The sequence below is a fragment of the Bradyrhizobium sp. USDA 4449 genome, from assembly GCF_054056275.1.
The window spans coordinates 1,156,980-1,181,281 of record NZ_JBSRYD010000001.1 but is presented as its reverse complement, the minus strand read 5'-3'; the positions used below and the strand labels follow the sequence as shown (position 1 = coordinate 1,181,281).

The following is a 24,302-nucleotide window of genomic DNA, read 5'->3' as shown; positions in this document are numbered from 1 at the left end:
TAAGTCTAGAGAAGAAACGTCCAAGGAAAGGTAGCCTGTCATGGAATTGAAAGACGTAGCCGTTCTCATCACCGGTGGTGGTTCGGGTCTCGGCGAAGCGACCGCACGGGCCATGGCGGCCAAGGGTGCCAAGATCGGCGTGATCGACCAGAACAAGGAAAATGCGGAGAAGGTCGCGGCCGAGGTGAAGGGCGTCGCGCTTCATGCCGACGTCACCAGCGAAGAGCAGATCAAGGCCGCGATCGCCAAGGCGGAAGCTGCGCACGGCGTCGCCCGCGTGCTGATGAACTGTGCCGGCATCGGCGGCTCGCAACGCATCGTCGGCCGTGACGGTGTCTATCCGCTCGAAAAGTTCGCGCGCATCATCAACGTCAATCTGATCGGCACTTTCAACTGCCTGCGGCTGTTCGCAGAGCGCCTCGTCACAATCGAGCCTGTTGGTGAGGAGCGCGGCGTCATCATCAATACCGCCTCGGTTGCCGCTTATGAAGGCCAGATTGGCCAGATCGCCTACTCCGCCTCAAAGGGCGGCGTCGTCGGACTGACCTTGCCTGCCGCGCGCGACCTCGCGAGCCAGAAGATCCGCGTCAACACCATCGCGCCCGGCCTGTTCTTCACGCCGCTGCTGATGGGGCTGAATGAGGAAGCCCGCAAGAGCCTTGGCGCCCAGGTGCCGCATCCCTCGCGTCTTGGCGATGCCAAGGAATACGGCGCGCTTGCCGTGCACATCGTCGAAAACGCGATGCTGAATGGGGAAACCATCCGTCTCGACGGCGCCATCAGGATGGCTCCGCGGTAGGAGGTGAGCTTCTTACCCTCCCCTGGAGGGGAGGGTGGGAGACGGTCCCCGTGTGACACGAAAGTGCGAGGCACCCATGTCCCAACCGCTGCTGATCGAGCACGACGACGGCGTCGACCGGGTGACGCTCAATCGTCCTGACCGTCTCAACGCTCTCGATCCGTCTTTGATCGACGCGCTCAACGCCTATTTCCAGGGACTCCAGCGCAACCGTGACACGCGCCTCGTCGTGCTGAAGGGCGCCGGCAAGAATTTTTGCGCCGGCCTCGATCTGAAGGCCGCAATGGCGCGGCGCGCCGGGCAGCAGGAGCCGCCGGGCGTGACGGAGTCGCTGGATTCCCAACGTCGCATCGCCGACATCGTGATGCTGATGCGGCGCTGTCCGCAGCCGATCCTGTCGGTGGTGCAGGGCGCGGCGGCCGGCGGCGGCTTTGCGCTGGCGCTGGCCTCCGACATTCGCGTCGCGACGAAATCGGCGCGAATGAACTGCGCTTTCATCAAGCTCGGTCTCGGCGGCTGCGATATCGGCACCAGCTATTTCCTGCCGCGGCTCGTCGGCGTCTCCGTCGCCTCCGAACTGATCCTCACCGGACGCTTCATTGGTGCCGAACGCGCCCTCGCAGTGGGGCTCGTCTCGGAAGTCGTCGACGAGGACAAGCTTGATGCCGCGGCCGAGCCTTATGTCGACGCGATGATGACGGCTTCGCCGGTCGGGCTGCGGCTCTCAAAGGAATGCCTCAACATGAGCCTCGATGCAGGATCGCTGGAAGCTGTTATCGCGATGGAGGATCGTAACCAGATCCTGTGCAGCCGTTCCGAGGAATTTTCAGAGGGCATCAGGGCCTTCCTTGAGAAGCGAAAGCCTGTCTATATCAAGCGCTGAAGGACAAAGATCCGCTCAGGGCAATAATTCCGGGAGACGCAAAATGAGTGGAAGCGCGGCGGCGGTGATGGCGAAGCCCGCCTTTCGCAAGGTCGAGTGGCTCGCGCGCGACATCGCTGTCGAGCGGCGCGCTGACGGCACGGTGGTGCTGAAGTCGCGCATTCCCTTGCAGGTCTACGAAAAGCATCTTCCGGCTTCGCTCGCAAAATGGGCGAAAGAAGCGCCCGAACGTATCTGGCTTGCGCAACGCTGCGGGCCAAATCGCGAGTGGCGCAAGGTTTCCTACGGTGAAGCCAAGCGGACCGTGGATGCGCTGACGCAGGCGCTGCTGAACCTCAAGCTCGACGGGCGCCCGGTCGCGATCCTCTCCGGTAATTCGATCGAGCACGCGCTGATGACGCAGGCCGCGATGCAGGCGCGCGTCCCGGCGGCCCCAGTCTCGCCCGCCTATTCGCTGATGAGCCACGATCACGTCAAGCTGAAATACCTGTTCGACTTGATCAAGCCCGCCGTGGTGATGGTGCAGGACGGCCCGGTCTTCGAGAAGGCGCTGAAAGCACTCGATCTCACCGGCGTCACAGTCGTTCACGTCGCGCGGCCCTGTCAGGGCATCAAGAGCGTCAGCTTTGCCGATCTCGCCGCAACGCCCGTGACTAAGGATGTCGAAGCGTCGATCGCCCAGATTACGCCCGATACGGTCGGCAAGCTGCTGTTCACGTCGGGCTCGACCGGCATGCCCAAGGCGGTCATCAACACGCAGCGCATGATGTGCGCCAATGCGGCCATGATGATGCAGGTGCGGCCGCGCATGCCCGGCGGCCCGCTGGCCACTGTTCTCGACTGGATGCCCTGGAATCACACCATGGGCGGCAATGCCGCGTTCCATCCGGTGCTGATTGATGGTGGCACGTTCTATATCGACGAAGGCCGACCGATGCCGGGCCAGTTCGAGGAGACGATCAGGAACCTGCGCGAGATCTCACCGACCTATTACGCCAACGTGCCGGCCGGCTACGCCGCGCTTGCGGCTGCGATGGAGAAAGACGACGCGCTCTGCCGCTCGTTCTTCAGGAATCTCTCGATCATGGCCTATGGCGGCGCGCGATTGCCTGACGATCTCTACGACCGCATGCAGGCACTCGCCGTGAAGACCACCGGCGAGCGCATCGTGTTCTACACCGGCTGGGGCTCGACCGAGACGTCGCCGACTTCGACCGGCACCTATTGGGACACCGAGCGCGTCGGCCTGATCGGCCTGCCGTTCCCCGGGGTCGAACTGAAGATGGTGCCGTGCGGCTCGAAATACGAGCTGCGCTTGCGCGGCGTCAATGTCACGCCCGGCTATTTCGGCCAGCCGGACCTGACCAGGAAGATGTTCGATGAGGAAGGTTTTTACTGCATCGGCGATGCCGGCATCTTCGTCGACGAGTCCGATCCGGTGAAGGGCATCATCTTTGCCGGGCGTGTCGTGGAAGACTTCAAGCTCACCACCGGCACCTTCGTGCATGTCGGCTCGCTCCGCACCGACGCGATCGCGGCTGCGACGCCCGTCGTGCACGACGCGCTGGTCGCGGGACAGGATCGCGCTTTCATCGGCCTTCTGGCGTGGCCGAACCTGCACGCTTGCCGGCAGCTCGTCGGCAATCCCGAGCTCGGCTTGGAGGATGCGGTGAAGCATCCTGACGTGATCGCCTGCTTCAGGCGCGGGCTGGAGGTTCACAACAAGGAGTGCGAAGGCGCCAGCAGCCGCATCATCGCCCGCGCGATGTTGATGGCCGAGCCGCCCTCGATCGACGGCAACGAGCTCACCGACAAGGGCTACATCAACCAACGCGCCGGCCTCGAGCGTCGCGCGGCGCTGGTCGAGCGGCTCTACGCCGACAAGCCGGATCAAGACGTCATCATTCTCAAGTAACCCATCAACGCGGACATGCGCCATGAATTTCGATTTCTCCGATGACCAGAAGCAGCTCCGTGATCAGGCGCGCAAATTCCTTGCCGAGAAGTGCCCGCCCAAGGCGGTGCGGGTCGTCCTGGACGGCAAGGCGCCGTATGACAAGGAGCTGTGGAAGGGCCTTGCCGAGATGGGCTTTCTCGGCGTCGCGATCCCCGAGGAATTTGGCGGCGCCGGTGCGGGCCACCTCGAGCTCTGCGTGATCGCCGAAGAGATGGGCCGGGCCAATGCGCCGGTACCGTTCTCCTCGACCGTGTATCTCGCTGCCGAAGCACTGCTGATCGCAGGGAGTGACGCGCAAAAGAAGAAGTGGCTGCCCGCAATCGCCTCGGGCGACGCGATCGGCACGCTGGCGCTGTTCGAGGGCAAAGGCAATCCCACGCCGAAGAACGTGAAGCTGACGGCCGCGAACGGCACGCTCAATGGCGTCAAGAAGCCTGTGCCGGATGGCGCCATCGCCAACTTCGCCGTCGTCGCTGCCCGCACGGGATCGAGTGGGCGCGGGAATGACACCTCGCTGTTCCTGGTTGATCTCAGGGACGGCGGCGTCGAGGTGAAGAGCCTGACCAATCTCGATCCGACCCGCGGGCAGGCGGAAATCACGTTCAACGACTGCAAGGCCGAGCCGCTCGGCGCGGCCGGCGAAGGCTGGAGCATCGTGACTCAGGTGCTCGACCGCGCGGCGGTGCTCTGTGCCTTCGAGCAGGTCGGCGGCTCCGACCGCGCGCTGGAGATGGGCCGCGACTACGCACTCGACCGCATCGCCTTCGGCCGCCAGATCGGTTCGTTCCAGGCAATCAAGCACATGTTGGCGGATATGTACGTGTCGGCGACCCTGGCACGTTCCAATAGCTATTATGGCGCCTGGGCGCTCTCGACCAACGCCGCCGAACTGCCGGAAGCCGCGGCCGCCGCGCGCATCAGCGCGACGCAGGCGTTCCAGCATTGCGCCAAGAACAACATCCAGGTTCACGGCGGCATGGGTTTCACGTGGGAATTCGACTGCCACATGTACTACCGCCGCGCCAACGCGATGGCGCTCGGCCTTGGCAGCTTGTCCTATTGGGAAGATCAGCTGATTGACCGCATGCGCAAGAAGAACGCGGCGTAAGCGAAGGGTACCGTCATGAACTTCGACGACACCCCGCAGGAAGCGGAATTCCGCCGCCAGGCGCGCGCGTGGATCGATGCCAACGCGCCCAAGCAGTACGAGGAGGAACTGCGCAGATCCTCGCTCGGCCGCACCGTGCTCAAGAACGCCGATATTCTTGATGTCGCAAAGGCCTGGCAAAAGAAAAAAGCCGATGCCGGCTGGGCGTGCCTGCATTGGCCGAAGGAGTATGGCGGCCGCGGCTCGTCGCCGATCGAGCGCGTGATCTGGCAGCAGGAAGAAGGGCCGTTCGGCCAATTGTCCCGCATGTTCATCATCGGCCACGGCATGTGCGGGCCGACCATGATGGCGTTCGCGCGCGAGGAGCATAAGCGCACCTATCTGCCGCCGCTCGCATCGGGCGAGAAGGTGTGGTGCCAGCTGTTTTCCGAGCCCGCCGGTGGTTCCGACGTCGCAGGGCTTCGCACGCGCGCCGAAAAGGATGGCGACGATTGGGTCATCAACGGCCAGAAGATCTGGACCTCGGGCGCGCATTATTCCGACTACGGCATCCTGCTCACCCGCACCGATCCCACCGTGCCCAAGCACAAGGGGCTCACCATGTTCTTCCTGGACATGAAGAGCCCGGGCGTTGAGATCAGGCCGATCAAGCAGGCGAGCGGAGCCTCCGACTTCAACGAGGTCTATTTCACCAACGTCCGCATCCCCGATCATCAGCGCCTCGGCGAGGTCGGCGACGGCTGGAATGTCTCGCTGACCACGTTGATGAACGAGCGCAGCGCGATCGGCGCGGCCGTCTCGACGGGTTTTCCTGAATTGTTCGAGTATTGCTCCAGCCTGATGCTCGACGAAGGCCCGGCGATCGAGGATCGTGCAGTGCGCTCGAAACTGGCGAGTTGGGCAGTGAAGGCGAGCGGGCTGAAATACACCAGCATGCGCGCCATTTCGGCGTTGTCGAGGGGCGAGCGCCCGGGTCCGGAGAACTCCATCGGCAAGCTGGTCGCGGGCTCGATGATCCAGGATGTTGCGAGCTACGCGCTGGATCTGCAAGGCGCGAAGGGCGTGGTCAGCGGCGAGGATGCCGAACTGGCCGGCCGTTTCCAGGCGATGCTGCTGCGCGCGCCGGGCACGCGTGTCGAAGGCGGCACCGACGAGATCATGCGCAACATCATCGCCGAGCGTGTCCTGGGTCTGCCCGGCGACATCAGGGTCGACAAGGACGTGCCGTTCAACAAGATCCCGACCAAGGGAAGAGGGTAGAGGTTCGCCATGAATTTCGACGACACCCCGCAGGAAGCTGCGTTCCGCGAGACCGCACGCAAGTGGGTCGATGCCAACGCGCCGAAGCAGTTCGAGCAGGAGCTGTCGAAGTCTTCGCTGGGCCGCATCAGGCTTGCCAAGCATGATATGGTCGAGGTCGGCAAGGCCTGGCAGAAGAAGAAGGCGGAGGGCGGATGGGCCTGCCTGCACTGGCCCAGGGAATATGGCGGTCGCGGCGCGACCCCGATCGAACGCGTGATCTGGCAGCAGGAGGAGGGCGTCTACGGCAAGCTGACGCAACCCTTCCAGATCGGCGAGGGCATGTGCGGTCCCACCGTCATGGCCTGGGGCAGCGAGGATGCCAAGCGCCGCTATCTGCCGAAACTCGCCGCGGGCGAGGAGATCTGGTGCCAGCTTTTCTCCGAGCCGTCCGCCGGCTCCGATGTCGCCGGCCTGCGCACGCGCGCGGAGAAGAGGGGCGACACCTGGGTCGTCAACGGCCAGAAGATCTGGACGTCAGGCGCGCATTACTCCGACTACGGCCTGTTGATCGCGCGCACCGATCCCAATGTGCCCAAGCACAAAGGCCTCACCATGTTCTTCCTCGACATGAAGAGCCCGGGCGTCGAGGTCCGCCCGATCAAGCAGGCCAACGGCATGCAGGAGTTCAACGAGGTCTATTTCACCGACGTGGTGATCCCCGATAGTCAGCGGTTGGGGGCGGTCGGCGAGGGCTGGAGCGTGTCGCTGACCACGCTGATGAACGAGCGCATGTCGATCGGTGCGCGGCTCGCGACCGGCGTCCCCGAGATGTTCGAGTTCTGCTCGAAGTTGATGCTGGAGGACGGGCTCGCGATCGACGATCCGGCCGTGCGATCCAAGCTTGCGAGCTGGGCGGTGAAGTCGAGCGGGTTGAAATACACGAGCTACCGCGCCATCTCGGCGCTGTCGAAGGGCGAGCGGCCGGGACCGGAAAACTCCATCGGCAAGCTGGTGTCGGGCCTGATGCTCCAGGACATCGCAACTTATGCGATGGACCTCCAGGGCGCGGCCGGTGTTTTGACGGGCGGCGACGAGGAGATTGCGCACGGCCAGTTCCAGCAGATGCTGCTGTCCTCGCCCTCGATGCGTATCGCCGGCGGCACCGACGAGATCCTGCGCAACATCATCGCCGAGCGTGTGCTGGGTCTGCCGGGTGACATTCGGGTCGACAAGGACGTGCCTTACAACAAGATCCCGACCAAGGGGCGGTGATGCGGTCTCCAACACGAGCTGACCCATGGACGCAAAAGTAAACCAGACCAACCGCATCGTCGTGCTCGAAGAGCTCCTCAACGAGCGCTACTCCGTCCGCGCCTTCCTCCCCAAGGAGGTCGATCGCGCCACCATCGAGCATGTGCTGACCACCGCACAGCGGACCGCGTCCTGGTGCAACAGTCAGCCCTGGCAGGTCATTATCGCCAGCGGTGAGGCGAAGGAGCGCTTCCGGCAATTGATCTACAAGGAGGCCTCAGCCGGTCTCGGCGATGATTATGATTTCACGCCGCCGCGCGAATATGTCGGGATCTATCTCGAACGCCGCCGCGAGAGCGGCTTCCAGCTCTACAACACGCTCGGCATCCCGCGCGGGGACAAGATGGGCTACGCCAAGCAGGCGCTGGAGAACTATAATTTCTTCGGTGCGCCGCATGTCGCGATCGTTCACACCGACGAGGCGCTCGGCATCTACGGCGCGATCGATTGCGGGGCCTACGTCTCCAATTTCATGCTCGCGGCCCAGGCGCTCGGGCTCGGCACGATTCCGCAGGCCGCACTTGCGCGCCATTCCGGCCTGATCCGGCGTCACTTCAACCTGCCCGATGACCGTCGCGTCGTTTGCGGCATCTCGTTCGGATATGCCGACGTCGCGCACAAGGTGAACAGCTACCGTACCTCGCGGGCAACGGTGGCCGACACGGTGACGTTCGTCGAGAAGTAATCGCGCGACAATCGGCGATCACACAGGCATGCGAAGACGGCCGCGCGAACGGCCGTCTTTACAGCTGTCACCTTCAATCGATTGACGCGCTATCCGCCGCTGCCGCCGATCACGGCACGCACGGTCTCGTCCGGCCCGAAATCCTCGGCGCCGTCGACATAGAGCAGCGCTGCGAGCTTCGAGCGCGCGCGGTTGACGCGGCTCTTGATGGTGCCGACCGCACAGCCGCAGATCGAGGCCGCATCTTCATAGGAGAAGCCGGAAGCGCCGACCAGGATCAAGGCTTCGCGCTGGTCCTGCGGAAGCTTTTCGAGCGCGCCGCGAAATTCCTCGAACTCGAGATGGGCGTTCTGCGAAGGCTGCGTCTTCAGTGTCTTGGCATAGTTGCCCTCGGCGTCCTCAACCTCGCGGCGCCGCTTGCGATAGTCGGAGCGGAACAGGTTTCGCAGGATCGTGAAGAGCCATGCCGGCAGGTTGGAGCCGGGCTGGAACGAGTCGATGTTGGCAAGCGCGCGCAACAGCGTCTCTTGCACCAGATCGTCGGCCCGGTCCGCATTGCCGCTGAGCGAGATCGCGAATGCGCGAAGGCTCGGCACGGCCGCCAGGATGTCATCACGCAGGGAGTTCGTGAGAGGCATTAGTCCCTCCCATGATTGTCGTTAGAGCCCCCAGCTCCATTCTCGTTTTGGGATACGCCTCCCGGCGCATCAAGCTTTTTGATGAGCTCCGCGAACCGGTCCGGAACCCCCTGCCGTACGACGTCGTCGTACATCGCGCGCAGTTGGTGCCCGATCCGGGATTGGATCTCCGGAGTGAGGCCTCCCTTGCCGGGGGTCGTGCTTTTGCTGGCTTGAGACTTGAGATCTTTCATGACCTGTTCCACGTTTCCCCGAGTTAAGTGACTGCAAAGTCGATAGGTTTTCTCAACCGGGAGCCGTTCCCTGGACGAGTTCAATTCGACGTCCGACAAATAGTTCCGCCCGCGGCGGAACTTTTCTTGGCCTGAAGCGTAAACAGCCCAGCAGGGGAACCCGGGCCCCCCGCGTTGCCAAGCCGGCCCGAAGATGAATGGAGTGGGGATGTCCCGTTCACAGCTCGTTGCTGAACACTTGCCGTTGCTGCGTCGGTATGCGCGCGCCCTGACGGGCAGCCAAGCCTCCGGCGACGCCTATGTTGCAGCCATGTTGGAAGCCATGCTGGGCGACCCCTCGGTGCTCGACGAGAGCCATGGGCCACGCGCCGGCCTGTTCCGGCTGTTCACCCAGATCTGGAATTCCGTCTCGGTCAACGACGATTCCGAGGTTGCGACGCTGCCGATGCCGCCCGAGCGGCGGCTGTCCAACATAACGCCGTTGCCGCGCCAGGCCTTCCTGCTGCTCTCGCTGGAAGGGTTTTCGGAAGAGGAAGTCGCCTTTGTGCTCGGCACCGATGTCGCCGAGACCCGCCGGCTGGCCGATGCGGCAGGTCGCGAAATGGCGGCCGAGATCGCCACCGACGTGCTGATCATCGAGGACGAGACCTTCATCGCCATGGATCTCGAGAGCCTCGTGAAGAATCTCGGCCACAACGTGGTCGGCGTCGCGCGCACCCATGCCGATGCGGTGGCGCTGGCCAAGAACAAGCGGCCGGGCCTGATCCTCGCCGACATCCAGCTCGCCGACGGTTCGTCGGGCCTGGATGCGGTCAACGAATTGCTCCGCACCTTCGAGGTGCCGGTGGTGTTCATCACCGCCTATCCGGAGCGCTTCCTCACCGGCGAGCGTCCGGAGCCGGCCTTCCTGATCTCAAAACCGTTCCAGCCCGCGATGGTGTCGGCGGTGGCGAGCCAGGCCCTGTTCTTCCAGCGCAACTCGCGCAACCGCGCGCCGAAGGCGCCGGCGGCTTGACCAGGCGCCGGCGGTTTCAGGAAGCCTCTATCGAAATGGAAAACGGCGCGTCGCAAGACGCGCCGTTTTCGCGTGTAACGGAGAGCTTATTTTTGCCCTGACTCAGCAGCCGCGGCAAATGCTGCGAAGCATGGAATTCAGCTTGGTATCGTTCGGTCCGGGCGATTTCGCATTCGACTTGCCCTGGCCTTCGATCCAGGATTGGAGAAATTTTTCCTGCTCCGGCGACGGCCCTGAGTTTAGCCGTGTCCCGTCGAACGCCATGAGGACGGTCACTCTCTGCAGATCATCCTTCGCCTCGGCAGGCGGCTTCGGGAACGGCACGGATCGCTCCACCATGGCGAGGGCGGCGGCGTCCAGCGGCGCGGAGCCGGTGCTTTCGACCAAGGCGCTCGAGATCAGCTTGCCAGAACGATCGACCACGAATGTGACGCCGGCATCGGCCCTTTGACCGGCGGCCTCTGGCGGAAACGCCCCGTGGCGCCAGACATGCTCGGTGACTGCCTTGCGCCAGGCGGTCATCGGCTCGGGCTCGGTGAGGGGAGAGTCTGGCTTCCTCAACAGGATCGCGAAGGGCGACACCTGGAACTGTCGGCCGGTGAAGACAATCGGCACGGTGAACGAGAACGACTGGTCCTTCAATTCCGAAGGCGGTGCCGGAAAGGGGTCGGCGCGGGCGATGATCATGAGCGCTGCATCGTCGAGCGCCCGCGAGCCGGCGCTTTCCGTCAACGCCCGCGAGATCAATTTGCCGGACCGGTCGATGGAGAATGCGACCTTGGCTTGGCCGGTTTGTCCCAATCCGTTCGCTGGAAAATACTTGTTGCTGGCGATATGCGCCGCGATCCCTGCCTTCCACGCCTTGACACTCTCGTTCTGGGTAGCGGTCTGTGCGCAGGCGGGGAACGCCGCCAGCAACCCGAAAAGCGCGGCCAGTAACGGGGATTTCATCTGCATCGGCGCCAATACTAGTCGCCATCAGGTTGATTGCAAGGTTCGCTACGCGTATCGCGCTTCGTCATTGTGGGCAATTCGAACGGCTGCCAGCCGTCGCATGCTTGACGGCGACCTTATTGCCTCGTTGATGTCTCGCCGCGATGACATCCCTCGCCGCTTCAAGCCATCCGGAGACCTCGCATCATGGACCAGCAACTCCTCGACCGCCTTGCCATCCGCGACCTCGTCGAGAACTGGGCGGTGTGGCGCGACGCCGGTGACTGGGAGCGCTTTGCCACCGTCTGGCACGAAGAGGGCTGGATGTCCGCGACCTGGTTTCAGGGGCCGGCGCGGGATTTCATGCGGGTCAGCCAGGAGGGCTTTGCCAGGGGCGTCCGCATCCTGCATTTCCTCGGCGGCATCAGCATCGATCTCGCCGGCGAGCGGGCTATTGCCCAGACCAAGATGACGATCTCGCAGCGGGCCCTGGTGCACGACGTGCTCTGCGATGTCGTCTGCACGGGGCGGTTCTACGATTTCCTGGAGAAACGAAAGGGCCAATGGGGCATCGTCCGCCGCCAGCCGATCTATGAGAAGGACCGGATCGACCCGGTCGATCCCGCCGCGACACTCCGGCTCGACCAGCAGGCGCTGGCCGCGCTGCCGGAAGGCTATCGCCATCTCGCGTACGTCCAGGAATTGATCGGTTACAAGGTCAAGCGCGATATGCCGGGCCTGACCGGCCCCGAGGTTGAGAAGCTCTATGCTGAGGGGCGGGATTGGCTGGCGGGAAAGACGAAGTGAGGCAGCCCAGACAAAAGGCAGCCCAGACAAAAGTAAGGCGCGACTGGCATCACCACAGTCGCGCCCTACGTCGCCGGCTTATGGGGCAGGGGGGAATAGCCGGCTGCTGGGACGACTCCCGGGCCCGGAAGTCGTTCCAAGCGGCTGCAATTTTTTTTGTGCAGATTGGCGTGAATTTGGCACACGGTTAAGTGATCTTAACCTCTGGGAAACTCCGGTCCTCTCCTCGCGTTGTTCCCGCGATCGCCATGGGGCGAGGGACCGACAGCCATGCCACAGATTCAACAGGTATTTCTGGGTGCCGTCGCACTCGTCGCGACGCTCGGCGTCGTTCAAGTTGGCGCCGTGCAGCTGGCCTCTGGCCACGATACGGCCGACCGCTGGCAGGCGGTCACGGGCCCAGCCGCGGGTCGAAACGTCGCAAGCGAGAATGTCAATCGCGGCAGCAAATCCGATCGCCTGGGTGCCCTGAAACCCTCAACGGTTCCCACCCGCACCGTCTCGATGCGGCTCAATGACCTTGCCGATACGTCCGTGCTGTTGCGCGTCCCCGCGGTCGTCGAGACCGGCAATGCAAAGCCGGCTCCCATCCTGCTGAAGCCCGGCCGCAAGCCGACGATCGCCTGCGAGCCTATGGTCAGCTCCCTGACCGAAGTCGCAAAACTGCTCCAGCCCGGCCGCTGCGTGACCTGATCCACGTCGTCAAAACCGCCCCTCTCGGGGTGGCGGTTCGCGCGCCCACTTGATCCTCCATCCCATCGCGTTATATCCGGGCTTTCTCCACTTCTGATTGACCGGGTAAACGCATGACGACGTCCGACACGGCCACGCATACGCAGCCTTTCCAGGCAGAGGTTTCCGAGCTGCTGCACCTGATGGTGCATTCCGTCTATTCTGAAACCGACATTTTCCTGCGGGAGCTCGTCTCCAACGCCTCGGATGCTTGCGACAAGCTGCGCTATGAGGCCATCGCCAATCCGGCCCTGCTGGGCGAGGGCGACGCGCTCAAGATCCGGATCGTCCCGAACAAGGCGGCGGGAACGCTGACAATTGCCGACAACGGCATCGGCATGGAGCGGCAGGAGCTGATCGACCATCTCGGCACCATTGCCCGCTCCGGCACCAAGGCGTTCGTCTCGAAGCTGAAGGAGGCCAAGGACGGCCTCGGCCTGATCGGCCAGTTCGGCGTCGGCTTCTATTCCGCCTTCATGGTCGCAGACAAGATCGTCGTAATCAGCCGCCGCGCCGGCGAGAGCGATGTCTGGACCTGGACGTCCTCAGGCGGCTCGGGCTTCGAGATCGCGCGCGCCAGTGACGAGGAAGCGGCGCGCGTGGCGCGCGGCACCGAAATCGTCCTGCACCTGAAGGACGACGCCAGGAAATATCTCGAAACATACGAGATCGAGCGCATCGTCGGCGCCTATTCCGACAACATCCTGTTCCCGATCGAGCTGGTGCCTGGCGAAGGCGACCCTCGCCAGATCAACTCGGCGAGCGCGCTATGGCAGCGTTCGAAATCCGAACTTTCGGCCGACGATTACAAGAAGGCCTATCAGCAGATCGGATCCGCCTTCGACGACCCCGCGATGACCCTGCACTACCGTGCCGAAGGCCGCTACTCCTATGCCGTGCTGCTGTTCGCGCCATCGACCAAGCCATTCGACCTGTTCGAGCCGAATCGCAAGGGCCGCGTCAAGCTCTATGTCCGCCGCGTCTTCATCACTGACGATGCCGACCTGCTGCCGGGCTACCTGCGCTTCATTCGCGGCGTCGTGGACAGCGAGGACCTTCCGCTCAACATCTCGCGCGAGATGCTCCAGAACAATCCGCAGCTGGCGCAGATCCGGAAAGCGGTGGCGACCCGCGTCGTCAACGAGCTCGAAAGCCTTGCCGAGAAGGATGCGGAGAATTTCGCAAAGATCTGGGACGCGTTCGGTGCAGTGCTGAAAGAGGGCATCTACGAGGATTTCGAGCGCCGCGAAAAGCTGCTTGCTCTGTCGCGCTTCACCACCACATCGGGCGAGAAGCGCGCGCTCAAGGACGTCGTCGCCGATTTCAAGCCGAACCAGACCGAGATCTATTATCTTGTCGGCGAGAGCATCGAGCGGCTGAAGGCCAGTCCACGACTGGAAGCTGCCACCGCACGCGGCATCGAGGTGCTGCTGCTGTCCGATCCCGTCGATGCGTTCTGGACCTCGATGCCGACGGAGTTCGAGGGCAAGCCGCTGAAGTCGTTGAGCCAGGGCGACCTCAATCTCGACCTGATTCCGCGCGTCGACGACAAGGATGAGGCGAAGAAGGACGAGCCCGAGGCGGATGAGGCCGCCACCATCGCGGTGATCAAGGCCGCGCTTGGCGAGCGCGTCAGCGACGTCAAGGCCTCGACCCGTCTCACCAGCTCTGCCTCCTGCCTCGTCGCCGATAGCCAGGGCCCGAGCCGCGAGCTCGAGCGAATCCTGGCGCAGCAGAACCGCGGCATGCGGACCAAGCCGATCCTGGAGATCAATCTGCGCCACCCGATGGTCACGGCGATCACCAGGGCGCAGGCCGGCTCGAAGACGGTCGACGATCTCAGCCTGCTCCTGCTCGAGCAGGCGCAGATTCTGGATGGCGAGCTGCCGGAAGATCCGGCCGCGTTTACCGCAAGGCTCAACCGGCTGGTGTTGCAGGGACTGGGGTGAGACCCGTCTCGCCCCATCGTCATTGCGAGGAGCCAGCGACAAGATTGCGAAGCAATTTTGCGCTGGCGACGAAGCAATCCAGATTATCCCCGCGGAAACAGTCCTGGATTGGTTTGCGCTCGCAATGACGGAGGAGCTAGCAGCAGCGCCGCCTACCTACTCCGCCGCGTCCTTCCGCTCCTCGCCCTCTTCCTCCACCTCCGGCTTTCTCGCCATCCAGCGTGACAGCGCGTTGGAGAAGCGGTCGAGGTAGAGATAGACGACGGGCGTCGTGAACAAGGTCAGTGCCTGGCTGACCGCGAGGCCGCCGACCATGGCGTAGCCGAGGGGCTGGCGGATCTCCGCGCCGGTGCCGGTGCCCAGCATCAGCGGGACGCCGCCGAGCAGCGCCGCCATCGTCGTCATCATGATGGGGCGGAAGCGCAGCAGCGCGGCCTGGCGGATCGACTGCTCCGGGCTCAGATGCTGCTCGCGCTCGGCGGCAATGGCGAAGTCCACCATCATGATGCCGTTCTTCTTGACGATGCCGATCAGGAGGATGACCCCGATCAGGGCGATCAGGCTGAAATCGAAGCCTGATAGCATCAGGATCGCGATTGCGCCGACGCCGGCCGATGGCAGCGTGGACAGGATGGTCAGCGGGTGGATGTAGCTCTCATAGAGCACCCCCAGCACCAGATAGACCACGACGAGGGCGGCGAGGATCAGCATCGGCACGGTGCCAAGCGATTGCTGGAACGCCTGTGCCGTGCCCTGGAAGCTCATGGACAGTGTCGGCGGCGCGCCCATCTCGCCGACCGCGCGCATCACCGCGGCGGTTGCCTGTCCCAGCGCAACGCCTTCGGCAAGGTTGAAGCTGATCGTCACCGCGGGAAACTGGCTCTGATGAGCGATCGCGAGCGGGCGCACGGGGTCGTTATTCCAGCTGCAGATCACCGAGAGCGGCACTTCGTCGCCGGTCAGGGGCGACTTGATGTAGAGCTTGTCGAGCGTGTCGAGCTTGCCTTGCAGCGCAGGCGTGATCTCGAGGATCACGTGATAGCTGTTGGTCTGCGTGAAATATTGCGCCACCTGGCGCTGGCCGAAGGCATCATAGAGCGTGTCGTCGATCAGCTGCGGCTGGATGCCGTAACGCGCGGCGGTGTCGCGGTTGATCGTGAGCTGCAGCGTGGTGCCCTCGGTCTGCTGGTCGGTAGCAACGTCGCGAAGCTCCGGCAGGCCCTTCATTTCCGTCAGGATCTTCGGTGCCCAGGCGTTCAGCTCGGCCAGGTTGGCGTCCTGCAGCGTGAACTCGAACTGGGTACGGGTCGCGCGCCCGCCGAGCCGCACGTCCTGCGAGGCCTGCATAAAGAGGCGCGCGCCCTCGACCCTGGCGAGCTTCGGCCGCAGCCGCGCGATGATCTGCTGCGCATTCGCGCCGCGTTCCCCGAGCGGCTTCAGCGTGACGTACATGCGCCCCGAATTCAGCGCCGTGCCGCCTCCGCCGATGAACATCGCGATGGAATCGACGGCAGGGTCGGCCTGCACGATGGCATTGAGCTCTTCCTGCCGCCGCTTCATCTCGGCGAAGGAGATATCTTGGGGCATTTCCGACACCCCGGTGAGGAAGCCGTTGTCCTGCTGCGGGAAGAAGCCCTTCGGGATCAGGATGAACAGCAGCGCCGACAGCGCGACGGTGGTAAAGAACACGCAGAGCGTGATGAAGCTGCGCCGCAGAGCGAGGTCGAGCCCGCGCTCATAGGCGCCGAGCAGACGCTCGAACAGCCGCTCGCTCCATTGGTAAAGGCGGCCGCTGCGGGCCTCGTGGTCGGAGCGCAGGAAACGCGAGGCCATCATCGGCGTCAGGGTCAGCGACACCACGAGCGAAACGAAGATCGCCATCGACAGCGTCACCGCAAATTCGCGGAACAGCCGGCCGATGATGCCACCCATCAGCAGCAGCGGAATCAGCACGGCGACCAGCGAGATGCTGATGGAGACAATGGTGAAGCCGATCTCGGCCGCCCCCTTGTAAGCGGCGGTGACGGGGTTCTCGCCCCGCTCGACGTAGCGCGTGATGTTCTCCAGCATCACGATGGCGTCGTCGACCACGAATCCGACTGCGATGGTCAGCGCCATCAGCGAGAGATTGTCCAGCGAATAGCCGAATACCCACATCAGCGAGCAGGCGCCGAGCAGCGCCAGCGGCACGGTGATGCTCGGGATGATCGTGGCCCAGAAGCTGCGCAGGAAGATGAAGATCACCATGACCACCAGCATGATGGTGATCATCAGCGTGATCTGCACGTCGTCGACGGCCTCGCGGATCGTGATGGTGCGGTCGCTGATGATCTTGATGCCGATCGCGGGCGGTATCGCCGCGATCAGCCGCGGCAGTCTCTCCTTGATGCGGTTGACCGTCTCGATGACATTGGCGCCGGGCTGCTTGAAGATGACGAGGAACACGCCGCGCTTGCCGTCGGCCCAGGCTGCGGTCTTCATGTCCTCCGGTCCCGCCACCGCCTCGCCGATGTCGCGGATCCGCAAAGGCGCGCCGTTGCGATAGGCGACGATGACGTCCTGCCACTGGCTGGCCTCGAGCAGCTGGTCGTTGGCGTAGACCGTGTAGGCGCGCCTGGTGCCGTCGATATTGCCCTTTGGGCTGTCGGTGGTCGCGATGGCGATCTGGTTGCGCACGTCCTCCAGCGACAGGCCCTTGGCGACCAGCTTGGCCGGATCGACCTGGATGCGCACCGAGGGCTTCTGCTGCCCGCCGACGAACACCTGGGCGACGCCGGGAATCTGGCTGATCTGCTGCGCGAGCTGGGCGTCGGTGCGGTCGCTGACGGTGGTCAGCGGCAGCGTGTCCGAGGTTGCCGACAGGATCATGATCGGGGAATCCGCCGGGTTGACTTTGCGGTACGTCGGCGGCGAGGGCAGGTTCTTCGGCAATTGGCCGCTCGCGGCGTTGATCGCGGCCTGCACGTCGTTCGCGGCAGCATCGATCAGGCGGTTGAGATCGAACTGGATGGTGATCGAGGCCGAGCCGAGCGAGCTCGTCGACGTCATCTGCGTGATGCCGGGAATCTGCGCGAGCTGGCGCTCGAGCGGCTGAGCCACCGATGACGCCATGGTTTCCGGGCTGCCGCCGGGAAGCGACGCGGAAACCTGGATGGTTGGAAAGTCGACCTGGGGCAGCGGCGCGACCGGCAGCAGAGGATAGGCGACGAGGCCCACGAACAGGATGCCGGCCATCAGCAGCGAGGTGCCGATCGGATAGCGGATGAACGGAGACGAAAAGCTCTCTTGCATGCCCCGAGCCCACGGACCGGCCAGCGCATCTTGGCCCCGCTCACAGCGGAGCTGCGCCCGAAAGCCCGAGCGCAAATGTGCGTTTCCTTCAGCCCATATGTTTGTTGATCGCCCTGGAACATCATCGGTCCGGGGCCGCGTTGTGATCGCAAGACTAGTCCGTTCGCCCGGGCGTGCGAGCGGTTTCCTGCCCCAGTCACCTGCGACCTTTGTCGAAGGACTGATGTGGCGAGATATGCGTTCAATGCAGGCCCGGCACGGAGCGCCTTCGCGGTTTCGGATCGCTAGGGCAGCGTGTCGGACCGGTTTTGCTGCAGCTCACAAGCGGGAGAGGTATAAACAGGAACGGTCGCTTCTTCCGCGCTGTTGTGCCATATCGAAATGGCATAACGCCTGCCCGCTTGAAGGAAATGTCCGATGCGCCTGCCGCTCCTGATCGTCACTGCCGTTGCCACGCTGTTCGTTGCCGCAGATGCCAGCGCCCAGCGCTACGATCCACACTATCCGGTATGCATGCACGTTTACTCGGGCGGTCTTCGCGGCGGCGGCAGCGATTGGTTCGACTGCTCCTTCACGTCGCTGCCGCAGTGCCGGGCCACCGCGTCGGGCCTCGCTGCAACCTGCGATCTAAATCCCTATTATGCCTTCAACGAGCCGCCGCGCCGGCGCCACAAGCGGGCGTACTGAAGGCCTGCGATACTGTCATTCGGGATGAACATCCGTCTGTTTGGCGCGCAGAAGCCGCTGGCTATTCCTTCTTGATTCCCGACAGCTCCACCACCTTGCGCCAGCGCTCGGTCTCGGCGGTCAGCATGCCGCCGAACTCGCCTGGATTGCCGTGCAGGGGGATCGCGCCGAGTTCGGCGATGCGGGCCTTGATCCCCGCGTCGGATAGCGCCATGTCGACCTCGCGATTGAGCAGGTCGACAATCTCGCGCGGCGTGTCATAGGGTGCGCCGACGCCGTAGAACGAAGACGTTTCGTAGCCGGCTAGCGTGTCGGCGATTGGCGGCACGTCAGGCAGGATGTCCGATCGCTCGCGCGTGGTGACGCCGAGCGCACGAAGCTTGCCGGCGCGCACCAGCTCGAAAGACGACGTCACGTTGTCGAACATGCCCTGGATCTGGCCGCTCATCACGTCGGTCAGGCCGGGTGCGGAGCCGCGATAGGGCACGTGGGTGAACTGCACGCCCGCCATCGACTTGAACAGCTCGCCGGAGAGATGCAGCGACGTGCCGATCCCCGACGAAGCTATCGACATCTTACCGGGATTGGCCTTGGCGTAGGCGATGAAGTCGGCGACGCTCTTCACCGGCAAATCGTTGTTGACGACGAGCACCAGCGGAATGCGTGCGACGCCGGCGACCGGCGTGATGCCCTTGGCGAAATCGTAAGGCAGTGTCGGATCGAACGAGGCGTTGATCGCATTCGCGGTCGAGGTCAGCAGCAAGGTGTAGCCGTCCGGCGTGGACGTGATCACCGCCTGCGTGCCGATATTGCCGCCGGCGCCCGGCTTGTTCTCCACGATGAAGGTCTGTCCGAGCCGATCGGACAGGCGCTGGCAGATCAGCCGGGACAGCACGTCGGTCGCCCCGCCCGGTGCATAAGGCACCACCCATTTCACGCTGTGCGAAGGATAGGACGGGTTGCCAATCGCATTGGCACGCGGCGCCGCGAGCGCAGCCGCGGCACCGGCGGCGATTTGAAGGAAATGTCGCCTGATGAACATCGTCCAGTCTCCGCTCTCTCGTCCCTTCTCCCCTCGTGGGCGAGGGAAGCTTCCGCACCTCATGAGATATTGCAAGCAGCGCGGGACCGCACGCCGATCCGGTCGGCTTGGTAAAGGGCGACTAGAGTTAATCGCGCGCCATCAGGCTTTTACCTTGTCTCTTAACACCTGGGCAGGGCCCGCGGGCTAAGCTGCCGGAACCAGCAGACACGTTCCGAAAGAATGAACGGCATGAGCACCGGTGTGATCGAACAGCCGAAAGCCGCGCGCGCACCGTCGGCTTCAAAGATCTGGCTGAAGGCGATCGAGCTGACCGCGCGGATCGAGAAATTGCCGGGCCGCCTGTTCGCCGATGTCGTCGACGATTGGGCACGGCGCCAGCCCGACCACATCGCGCTGGTCACCAACGACGCTCGACTCGACTATGACGCGCTCTCGAAACGCATCAATCGCTATGCGCGCTGGGCGCGCTCCGTTGGCGTGGTCAAGGGCGACAGCGTCGCGCTGATCATGCCCAACTGCATCGATTATGTCGCGGCCTGGCTCGGCATCAGCCGCGTCGGCGGCGTGGTGGCACTGATCAATACCAGGCTGGTCGGGCAATCTCTCGCGCATTGCCTCGACGTCGCAAAGCCCTCGTATATCATCGTCGCGCACGAGACGACCGAGATGCTGGAGAGCGCAACGCCGCACCTGAGGACAGAGGCCAAAATCTGGAGCCATGGCGATGCCCGCAGCGAGCGCGCGATCGACGTTGCGCTCGCTGTGCTTGAAGACGGGCCGCTGTCGCCGGAAGAGCGCGTCGGCGTCACCATCGATGATCGTGCGCTGCTGATCTACACCTCGGGTACGACGGGCTTGCCGAAGGCCGCCAGCATCAGCCATCGTCGCATTCTCAATTGGGGTTTCTGGTTCGCCGGCCTCACCGGCGCTTCGCCGCAGGATCGGCTCTATGACTGCCTGCCGCTGTTCCACTCGGTCGGAGGCATCGTCGCGCCGTGCAGCATGCTCGCCGCCGGCGGCTCGGTGGTGATCGCGGAGAGGTTCTCGGCCTCGAACTTCTGGTCCGATATCGTCAGGCACGACTGTACGCTGTTTCAATATATCGGCGAGCTCTGCCGCTATCTGCTCAGGGCGCCGCCGTCCGAATATGAGAGTCGTCATCGGCTGCGACTGGTGTGCGGCAACGGTCTGCGCGGGGACATCTGGGAAGATTTCCAGAGCCGTTTCGCTATCCCGCGCATTCTCGAATTCTATGCCGCGACCGAAGGCAATTTCTCGCTGTTCAACGTCGAGGGGCAGCCCGGCGCAATCGGCCGCATCCCGCCCCTGCTGGCGCATCGTTTCCCCGCCAGCCTCGTCAAGCTCGACCCCGAAAGCGGTGCTCCGCTGCGCAACGAGGAGGGCCTCTGTGTCGCTTGCGCTCGCGGCGAGCCGGGTGAGGCCATCGGTCGCATCGGCAAGGCGGACGAGGGCGGGGGCCGCTTCGAGGGGTATACCGATGCCGGCGAGACCGAGAAGAAGATTCTGCGCGACGTCTTCGCCAAGGGCGATGCCTGGTTCCGCACCGGCGACTTGATGCGGCTCGACGACAAGGGCTTCTTCCATTTCGTCGATCGCATCGGCGACACCTTCCGCTGGAAAGGTGAGAACGTCGCGACATCAGAGGTCAACGACGCCGTGCGCGATTTCACCGGCGTGGTTGATGCCACCACCTACGGCGTGAGCATTCCCGGCACCGACGGTCGCGCCGGCATGAGCGCGATCGTCGTTAACGAGGGATTCGATATTGAAGCCCTGCCAGCCCATCTCGCACAGCGCCTGCCGGTTTACGCCCGTCCCGTCTTCATCCGCATCTCGCGCGAGCTGGACGCGACCGAAACCTTCAAGCAGAAGAAGGGCGAGCTCGCCCGCGCAGGCTTTGACCCGGGTGCGATAACGGAACCGCTATACATGCTCGAGCCGGGATCCGGCGCTTACGTTGCGCTCGATTCCGGAACTTTTGCGCAGATTGTGGGCGGCGCGATCAGGCTGTAACCGAGCAAAATTGCCAGATAGGTCCAATTTTATCCGAATTGTCCAAGAGGCCATTTACTTCTGTCCGGTAAACAGGTGGCATGGGAGGCGGTCATCCGAGCGCCGCCGCAAGAGGCACGATCGATCAACCAACTCAGAGGCAAGCCAGCCATGTCGGTAAGGTCCAAGGTCATCGAGGCGATCCAGCAGATCGCCAAGGAGCAGCACATCACGCTTCCCGCCCTCTCGGACGATTTGTCCCTGCACGAGACGGGGTTCGACTCCCTCGCCTTCGCAATTCTCGTCGCGCGTCTCGAGGACGAGACCGGCGTCGATCCCTTCACCATTTCCGAGGACGCCGCGTTCCCCGCCACCGTGGGTGATTTCGTGCGGGCCTACGAAAATGTCCCCGCCTGAGATCTTTGCGCTCCGCAACCATCTCGGCACGGAGCTGACCGGCCGCACCCTGTCGGATGCCCACGATGTCGTGTCGCTGACGGACATCCTGTCGCAGACGGTCCTCGGTGGCCGCCTGCGCGAATTGTCCGGCCGCGCGGTGCTGCTGAAATTGTCCGACCAACTCCGTTCGGGCCTTGCAATGATCGAGCTGGATGGCATCGCCCGTCGCATGCTGCTCTGCCCGCCGGATCTCAACCCGGCGCATCTGGACGCGCTGATCGCGGATGCCGGGATCGATGCCGTCGTTACCGACGAGCCCGATCGTTGGGCCGCGACCGACGTCTCGCTGGTCGTCATCGCGCAATTGCCGCTTCAGCCCGCGCACCCTGCCGAGACCGAACGCGCCACCGAATGGCTGATGCTCACCTCGGGCACCTCAGGCGTGCCCAAAATCGTCGGTCACACGCTGGAAGCGCTCACCGGCGCCATCGTCGCCGAGGGCCCCGCAAAGGGACCCGCGCCGGTTTGGGCCACGTTCTATGACATTCGCCGCTATGGCGGCCTGCAGATATTCCTCCGCGCCATCCTCTCGGGCGGCTCGATGGTGTTGTCTGACCCGCATGAGGCGCTCCCTGATCACGTCGCACGGCTGAATGCGCGCGGCGTCTCACACATCTCCGGCACGCCTTCGCACTGGCGCAAGCTCCTGATGAGCGGCTCGGCCGCGCAATTCAAGCCGGGCTATGTCCGCCTCTCCGGTGAGATCGCCGACCAGGCGGTGCTCGATGGCCTGAAGGCGGCCTTCCCCAATTCCTCCATCGGCCATGCCTACGCGTCGACCGAGGCCGGCGTCGGCTTCGCGGTCAATGACGGGCTCGAAGGCTTTCCGGCCAATTATCTCGGCAACCGCAATGGTGTCGAGATGAAGGTCGTCGACGGCTCGCTGCGCATCCGCTCGACGCGCACGGCACACGCCTACATTGGCCGCGACGCTGCGGCACTCACCGATGGCGAGGGGTTCGTCGACAGTGGCGACATCGTCGAATTGCGCGGCGACCGCTACTATTTCGTCGGCCGCCGCGGCGGCATCATCAATATCGGTGGCCTCAAGGTTCATCCCGAAGAGATCGAAGCGGCAATCAACCGTCACCCTGACGTGCTGATGTCGCGGGCCAAATCCCGCCGCAGCCCGATCACCGGCGGCATCGTCGTTGCCGACGTGATCCTCGCTGACGGCACCGATCAGGCGCGGGCGAAAGAGATCCGCGACCAGATCCTGGATCAGTGCCGCGCGCAGCTTGCGTCGCACAAGGTGCCGGCGGTGATCCGCTTCGTCGAGGCGCTCGATGTCACCCCGGCCGGCAAACTGGCGCGCACCGATGCATAATGTTCTCGTCACCGGCGGCAGCCGCGGCATTGGTCTTGCGATCGGCAAGCGCCTGGTGGGCGCCGGCTACAACGTGATTGCAGCCGCGCGGCGCGAGAGCGACGAGCTCAAGGCTGCGATCGGCGTCTCCGAGGGGCGACTGCATTTCCGCGCCTGCGACCTCGCCGCGATCGACGCGATTCCGGCTTTCGCAAAGCTCGTCCGCGACGAGTTCGGTCCGACCTACGGTCTCGTCAACAATGCCGGCCTCGGCACCGAGGGGCTGCTCGCGACCATGCACAATTCGCAGATCGAGGCGCTGGTGCAGCTCAACGTGCTGTCGCCGATCATCCTCACCAAATATGTCGCGCGTCAGATGATGGCCGATGGCGCCGGCCGCATCATCAACATCTCCTCGATCATCGCGACGACAGGCTATAACGGCCTGTCGGTCTACGGCGCGACGAAGGCTGCTGCCACCGGCTTTACCCGCTCGCTCGCGCGCGAAGTCGGCAAGCTCGGCATCACCGTGAACGCGATCGCGCCCGGCTTCATCGATACCGAGCTCACGCATAATCTCTCCGACGACGGCCGCAAGCGCATCGCCGGCCGCAGCGCGCTGCGCCGCCTGCCGGAGACCGACGACGTCGCGCGCATGGTGGAATATCTGCTCGGCGAGGGCGGTCGCAACGTGACAGGCACCGTGTTCACCATCGACGCCGGCAATACGGCGTAACCGGAGCCCGGCGGACACAATTGCCTTGATCTGGCCCAATGACATCTTGCCGGATTTGGTCGTAAGATGCCGCGTCATCGAATGAGTTACGTCAATCGAACTGCCCTAAACGACAGGGAGCAGTCCATGGCCTCTCAAAGTCTCGGCCAAACGCCCGTGCAGCCCTCGCCCGCGAAACTGGACGATACGCGCTGCCCGCCGATGTCGCATCAAAACTCCAGCGGCAACGGCCACGAAATGTATCCGCAGCAATTTGTGCGGCTGATCGGCTGTCATGACATGCCGGCATCCGCGTTGCGCAAGCGCGAGGACGAGAAGCTGCACTAGCGCCGTATCCTGCGACATCGCCGACGAACGGCGCCGGGCCAGCCTGCTCCGGCATCTTGTTGTTGTCCTCCATTTCGCCAATGATGCGCTGTCGCTCGGGACAGCCGGCAGGTGAACCCCGATCGATCCCGCCCCGTATCTGTTCT

Annotated in this window: 22 protein-coding genes; 17 read left to right on the top strand and 5 right to left on the bottom strand. The window is 63.9% G+C overall.

The annotated features are described in order from the left end of the window. Nucleotides 1-40 precede the first annotated feature (40 nt). The 7 genes from ACVIIW_RS05610 (at nucleotide 41) to ACVIIW_RS05580 (ending at nucleotide 7,985) form a co-directional block, all read left to right on the top strand. Nucleotides 41-799, top strand: a complete 759-nt coding sequence (locus ACVIIW_RS05610) for an SDR family NAD(P)-dependent oxidoreductase (RefSeq protein WP_128954145.1) — start codon at nucleotides 41-43, stop codon at nucleotides 797-799. Between the two features lie 76 nt (nucleotides 800-875). Continuing rightward, nucleotides 876-1,682 carry an enoyl-CoA hydratase/isomerase family protein gene (locus ACVIIW_RS05605; RefSeq protein ID WP_456699832.1) on the top strand — a complete coding sequence of 269 codons (807 nt, stop codon included), beginning with the start codon at nucleotides 876-878 and terminating at the stop codon, nucleotides 1,680-1,682. 43 nt (nucleotides 1,683-1,725) lie between these two features. Further along, the gene (locus ACVIIW_RS05600; RefSeq protein ID WP_456699831.1) at nucleotides 1,726-3,597 is read left to right on the top strand and encodes an AMP-binding protein; all 1,872 of its coding nucleotides are present in this window, start codon (nucleotides 1,726-1,728) and stop codon (nucleotides 3,595-3,597) included. A gap of 22 nt (nucleotides 3,598-3,619) precedes the next feature. Continuing rightward, complete coding sequence (locus ACVIIW_RS05595) at nucleotides 3,620-4,747, top strand: acyl-CoA dehydrogenase family protein (RefSeq protein WP_456699830.1); 1,128 nt, start codon at nucleotides 3,620-3,622, stop codon at nucleotides 4,745-4,747. 15 nt (nucleotides 4,748-4,762) lie between these two features. Further along, nucleotides 4,763-6,007, top strand: a complete 1,245-nt coding sequence (locus ACVIIW_RS05590) for an acyl-CoA dehydrogenase (protein ID WP_456699829.1) — start codon at nucleotides 4,763-4,765, stop codon at nucleotides 6,005-6,007. Nucleotides 6,008-6,016: 9 nt separating this feature from the next. After that, nucleotides 6,017-7,261, top strand: coding sequence for an acyl-CoA dehydrogenase (locus ACVIIW_RS05585; RefSeq protein WP_456699828.1), 1,245 nt, complete (start codon nucleotides 6,017-6,019; stop codon nucleotides 7,259-7,261). Nucleotides 7,262-7,286: 25 nt separating this feature from the next. Further along, nucleotides 7,287-7,985: a nitroreductase gene (locus ACVIIW_RS05580; RefSeq protein WP_456699827.1), complete on the top strand. Its 699-nt coding sequence runs from the start codon at nucleotides 7,287-7,289 to the stop codon at nucleotides 7,983-7,985. A gap of 89 nt (nucleotides 7,986-8,074) precedes the next feature. Here ACVIIW_RS05580 and ACVIIW_RS05575 read toward each other — a convergent pair whose 3' ends face one another. Both ACVIIW_RS05575 and ACVIIW_RS05570 read right to left on the bottom strand, forming a co-directional pair. Further along, entirely contained in the window at nucleotides 8,075-8,623 is a 549-nt protein-coding gene (locus tag ACVIIW_RS05575; protein WP_084292346.1) for a sigma-70 family RNA polymerase sigma factor, read from the bottom strand. Then, nucleotides 8,623-8,856 carry a NepR family anti-sigma factor gene (locus tag ACVIIW_RS05570; RefSeq protein ID WP_456699826.1) on the bottom strand — a complete coding sequence of 78 codons (234 nt, stop codon included), beginning with the start codon at nucleotides 8,854-8,856 and terminating at the stop codon, nucleotides 8,623-8,625. The genes ACVIIW_RS05575 and ACVIIW_RS05570 overlap by 1 nt, the downstream gene beginning before the upstream one ends. A 208-nt stretch (nucleotides 8,857-9,064) precedes the next feature. Here ACVIIW_RS05570 and ACVIIW_RS05565 point away from each other — a divergent pair, with 208 nt between their 5' ends. Then, nucleotides 9,065-9,871, top strand: a complete 807-nt coding sequence (locus ACVIIW_RS05565) for a response regulator (protein WP_177243503.1) — start codon at nucleotides 9,065-9,067, stop codon at nucleotides 9,869-9,871. A gap of 102 nt (nucleotides 9,872-9,973) precedes the next feature. On the opposite strand, the gene ACVIIW_RS05560 is transcribed toward ACVIIW_RS05565, so the two are convergent. Then, nucleotides 9,974-10,822 carry a TonB family protein gene (locus ACVIIW_RS05560; protein WP_456699825.1) on the bottom strand — a complete coding sequence of 283 codons (849 nt, stop codon included), beginning with the start codon at nucleotides 10,820-10,822 and terminating at the stop codon, nucleotides 9,974-9,976. Between the two features lie 189 nt (nucleotides 10,823-11,011). On the opposite strand from ACVIIW_RS05560, the gene ACVIIW_RS05555 reads away from it, so the two are divergent. From ACVIIW_RS05555 to htpG, 3 genes are all read left to right on the top strand, one after another. Then, nucleotides 11,012-11,611, top strand: a complete 600-nt coding sequence (locus ACVIIW_RS05555; RefSeq protein WP_456699824.1) for a nuclear transport factor 2 family protein — start codon at nucleotides 11,012-11,014, stop codon at nucleotides 11,609-11,611. A 270-nt stretch (nucleotides 11,612-11,881) separates the two neighbouring features. Continuing rightward, complete coding sequence (locus ACVIIW_RS05550) at nucleotides 11,882-12,304, top strand: hypothetical protein (RefSeq protein WP_456699823.1); 423 nt, start codon at nucleotides 11,882-11,884, stop codon at nucleotides 12,302-12,304. A 113-nt stretch (nucleotides 12,305-12,417) separates the two neighbouring features. After that, a complete protein-coding gene (gene htpG, locus ACVIIW_RS05545; protein WP_456699822.1) occupies nucleotides 12,418-14,292 on the top strand; it encodes a molecular chaperone HtpG in 1,875 nt (624 codons plus the stop codon). A gap of 156 nt (nucleotides 14,293-14,448) precedes the next feature. Here htpG and ACVIIW_RS05540 read toward each other — a convergent pair whose 3' ends face one another. Beyond that, nucleotides 14,449-17,583 (bottom strand): efflux RND transporter permease subunit, encoded by a 3,135-nt coding sequence (locus ACVIIW_RS05540; protein ID WP_456699821.1) that lies wholly within the window; start codon nucleotides 17,581-17,583, stop codon nucleotides 14,449-14,451. Nucleotides 17,584-18,000: 417 nt separating this feature from the next. Here ACVIIW_RS05540 and ACVIIW_RS05535 point away from each other — a divergent pair, with 417 nt between their 5' ends. Beyond that, nucleotides 18,001-18,270: a DUF3551 domain-containing protein gene (locus ACVIIW_RS05535; protein WP_456699820.1), complete on the top strand. Its 270-nt coding sequence runs from the start codon at nucleotides 18,001-18,003 to the stop codon at nucleotides 18,268-18,270. A gap of 61 nt (nucleotides 18,271-18,331) precedes the next feature. On the opposite strand, the gene ACVIIW_RS05530 is transcribed toward ACVIIW_RS05535, so the two are convergent. Next, nucleotides 18,332-19,312, bottom strand: coding sequence for a Bug family tripartite tricarboxylate transporter substrate binding protein (locus ACVIIW_RS05530; RefSeq protein WP_456699819.1), 981 nt, complete (start codon nucleotides 19,310-19,312; stop codon nucleotides 18,332-18,334). Nucleotides 19,313-19,534: 222 nt separating this feature from the next. On the opposite strand from ACVIIW_RS05530, the gene ACVIIW_RS05525 reads away from it, so the two are divergent. The 5 genes from ACVIIW_RS05525 to ACVIIW_RS05505 all read left to right on the top strand — a co-directional run bounded on the left by ACVIIW_RS05525 (nucleotide 19,535) and on the right by ACVIIW_RS05505 (nucleotide 24,156). Further along, complete coding sequence (locus tag ACVIIW_RS05525; RefSeq protein WP_456699818.1) at nucleotides 19,535-21,349, top strand: long-chain-acyl-CoA synthetase; 1,815 nt, start codon at nucleotides 19,535-19,537, stop codon at nucleotides 21,347-21,349. Between the two features lie 150 nt (nucleotides 21,350-21,499). After that, a complete protein-coding gene (locus tag ACVIIW_RS05520) occupies nucleotides 21,500-21,745 on the top strand; it encodes an acyl carrier protein (protein WP_456699817.1) in 246 nt (81 codons plus the stop codon). After that, complete coding sequence (locus ACVIIW_RS05515) at nucleotides 21,732-23,114, top strand: class I adenylate-forming enzyme family protein (protein ID WP_456699816.1); 1,383 nt, start codon at nucleotides 21,732-21,734, stop codon at nucleotides 23,112-23,114. The genes ACVIIW_RS05520 and ACVIIW_RS05515 overlap by 14 nt, the downstream gene beginning before the upstream one ends. Then, nucleotides 23,107-23,829 (top strand): SDR family NAD(P)-dependent oxidoreductase, encoded by a 723-nt coding sequence (locus ACVIIW_RS05510; RefSeq protein ID WP_456699815.1) that lies wholly within the window; start codon nucleotides 23,107-23,109, stop codon nucleotides 23,827-23,829. Before ACVIIW_RS05515 ends, ACVIIW_RS05510 begins: the two co-directional genes overlap by 8 nt. Before the next feature lie 126 nt (nucleotides 23,830-23,955). Next, nucleotides 23,956-24,156 carry a hypothetical protein gene (locus ACVIIW_RS05505; RefSeq protein WP_456699814.1) on the top strand — a complete coding sequence of 67 codons (201 nt, stop codon included), beginning with the start codon at nucleotides 23,956-23,958 and terminating at the stop codon, nucleotides 24,154-24,156. Nucleotides 24,157-24,302 lie beyond the last annotated feature (146 nt).

Coding starts and splice junctions, on each gene's coding strand:
- ACVIIW_RS05610 (WP_128954145.1), top strand. CDS start 41: ATGGAATTGAAAGACGTAGCCGTTCTCATCACCGGTGGTGGTTCGGGT.
- ACVIIW_RS05605 (WP_456699832.1), top strand. CDS start 876: ATGTCCCAACCGCTGCTGATCGAGCACGACGACGGCGTCGACCGGGTG.
- ACVIIW_RS05600 (WP_456699831.1), top strand. CDS start 1,726: ATGAGTGGAAGCGCGGCGGCGGTGATGGCGAAGCCCGCCTTTCGCAAG.
- ACVIIW_RS05595 (WP_456699830.1), top strand. CDS start 3,620: ATGAATTTCGATTTCTCCGATGACCAGAAGCAGCTCCGTGATCAGGCG.
- ACVIIW_RS05590 (WP_456699829.1), top strand. CDS start 4,763: ATGAACTTCGACGACACCCCGCAGGAAGCGGAATTCCGCCGCCAGGCG.
- ACVIIW_RS05585 (WP_456699828.1), top strand. CDS start 6,017: ATGAATTTCGACGACACCCCGCAGGAAGCTGCGTTCCGCGAGACCGCA.
- ACVIIW_RS05580 (WP_456699827.1), top strand. CDS start 7,287: ATGGACGCAAAAGTAAACCAGACCAACCGCATCGTCGTGCTCGAAGAG.
- ACVIIW_RS05575 (WP_084292346.1), bottom strand. CDS start 8,623: ATGCCTCTCACGAACTCCCTGCGTGATGACATCCTGGCGGCCGTGCCG.
- ACVIIW_RS05570 (WP_456699826.1), bottom strand. CDS start 8,856: ATGAAAGATCTCAAGTCTCAAGCCAGCAAAAGCACGACCCCCGGCAAG.
- ACVIIW_RS05565 (WP_177243503.1), top strand. CDS start 9,065: ATGTCCCGTTCACAGCTCGTTGCTGAACACTTGCCGTTGCTGCGTCGG.
- ACVIIW_RS05560 (WP_456699825.1), bottom strand. CDS start 10,822: ATGAAATCCCCGTTACTGGCCGCGCTTTTCGGGTTGCTGGCGGCGTTC.
- ACVIIW_RS05555 (WP_456699824.1), top strand. CDS start 11,012: ATGGACCAGCAACTCCTCGACCGCCTTGCCATCCGCGACCTCGTCGAG.
- ACVIIW_RS05550 (WP_456699823.1), top strand. CDS start 11,882: ATGCCACAGATTCAACAGGTATTTCTGGGTGCCGTCGCACTCGTCGCG.
- htpG (WP_456699822.1), top strand. CDS start 12,418: ATGACGACGTCCGACACGGCCACGCATACGCAGCCTTTCCAGGCAGAG.
- ACVIIW_RS05540 (WP_456699821.1), bottom strand. CDS start 17,583: ATGCAAGAGAGCTTTTCGTCTCCGTTCATCCGCTATCCGATCGGCACC.
- ACVIIW_RS05535 (WP_456699820.1), top strand. CDS start 18,001: ATGCGCCTGCCGCTCCTGATCGTCACTGCCGTTGCCACGCTGTTCGTT.
- ACVIIW_RS05530 (WP_456699819.1), bottom strand. CDS start 19,312: ATGTTCATCAGGCGACATTTCCTTCAAATCGCCGCCGGTGCCGCGGCT.
- ACVIIW_RS05525 (WP_456699818.1), top strand. CDS start 19,535: ATGAACGGCATGAGCACCGGTGTGATCGAACAGCCGAAAGCCGCGCGC.
- ACVIIW_RS05520 (WP_456699817.1), top strand. CDS start 21,500: ATGTCGGTAAGGTCCAAGGTCATCGAGGCGATCCAGCAGATCGCCAAG.
- ACVIIW_RS05515 (WP_456699816.1), top strand. CDS start 21,732: ATGTCCCCGCCTGAGATCTTTGCGCTCCGCAACCATCTCGGCACGGAG.
- ACVIIW_RS05510 (WP_456699815.1), top strand. CDS start 23,107: ATGCATAATGTTCTCGTCACCGGCGGCAGCCGCGGCATTGGTCTTGCG.
- ACVIIW_RS05505 (WP_456699814.1), top strand. CDS start 23,956: ATGGCCTCTCAAAGTCTCGGCCAAACGCCCGTGCAGCCCTCGCCCGCG.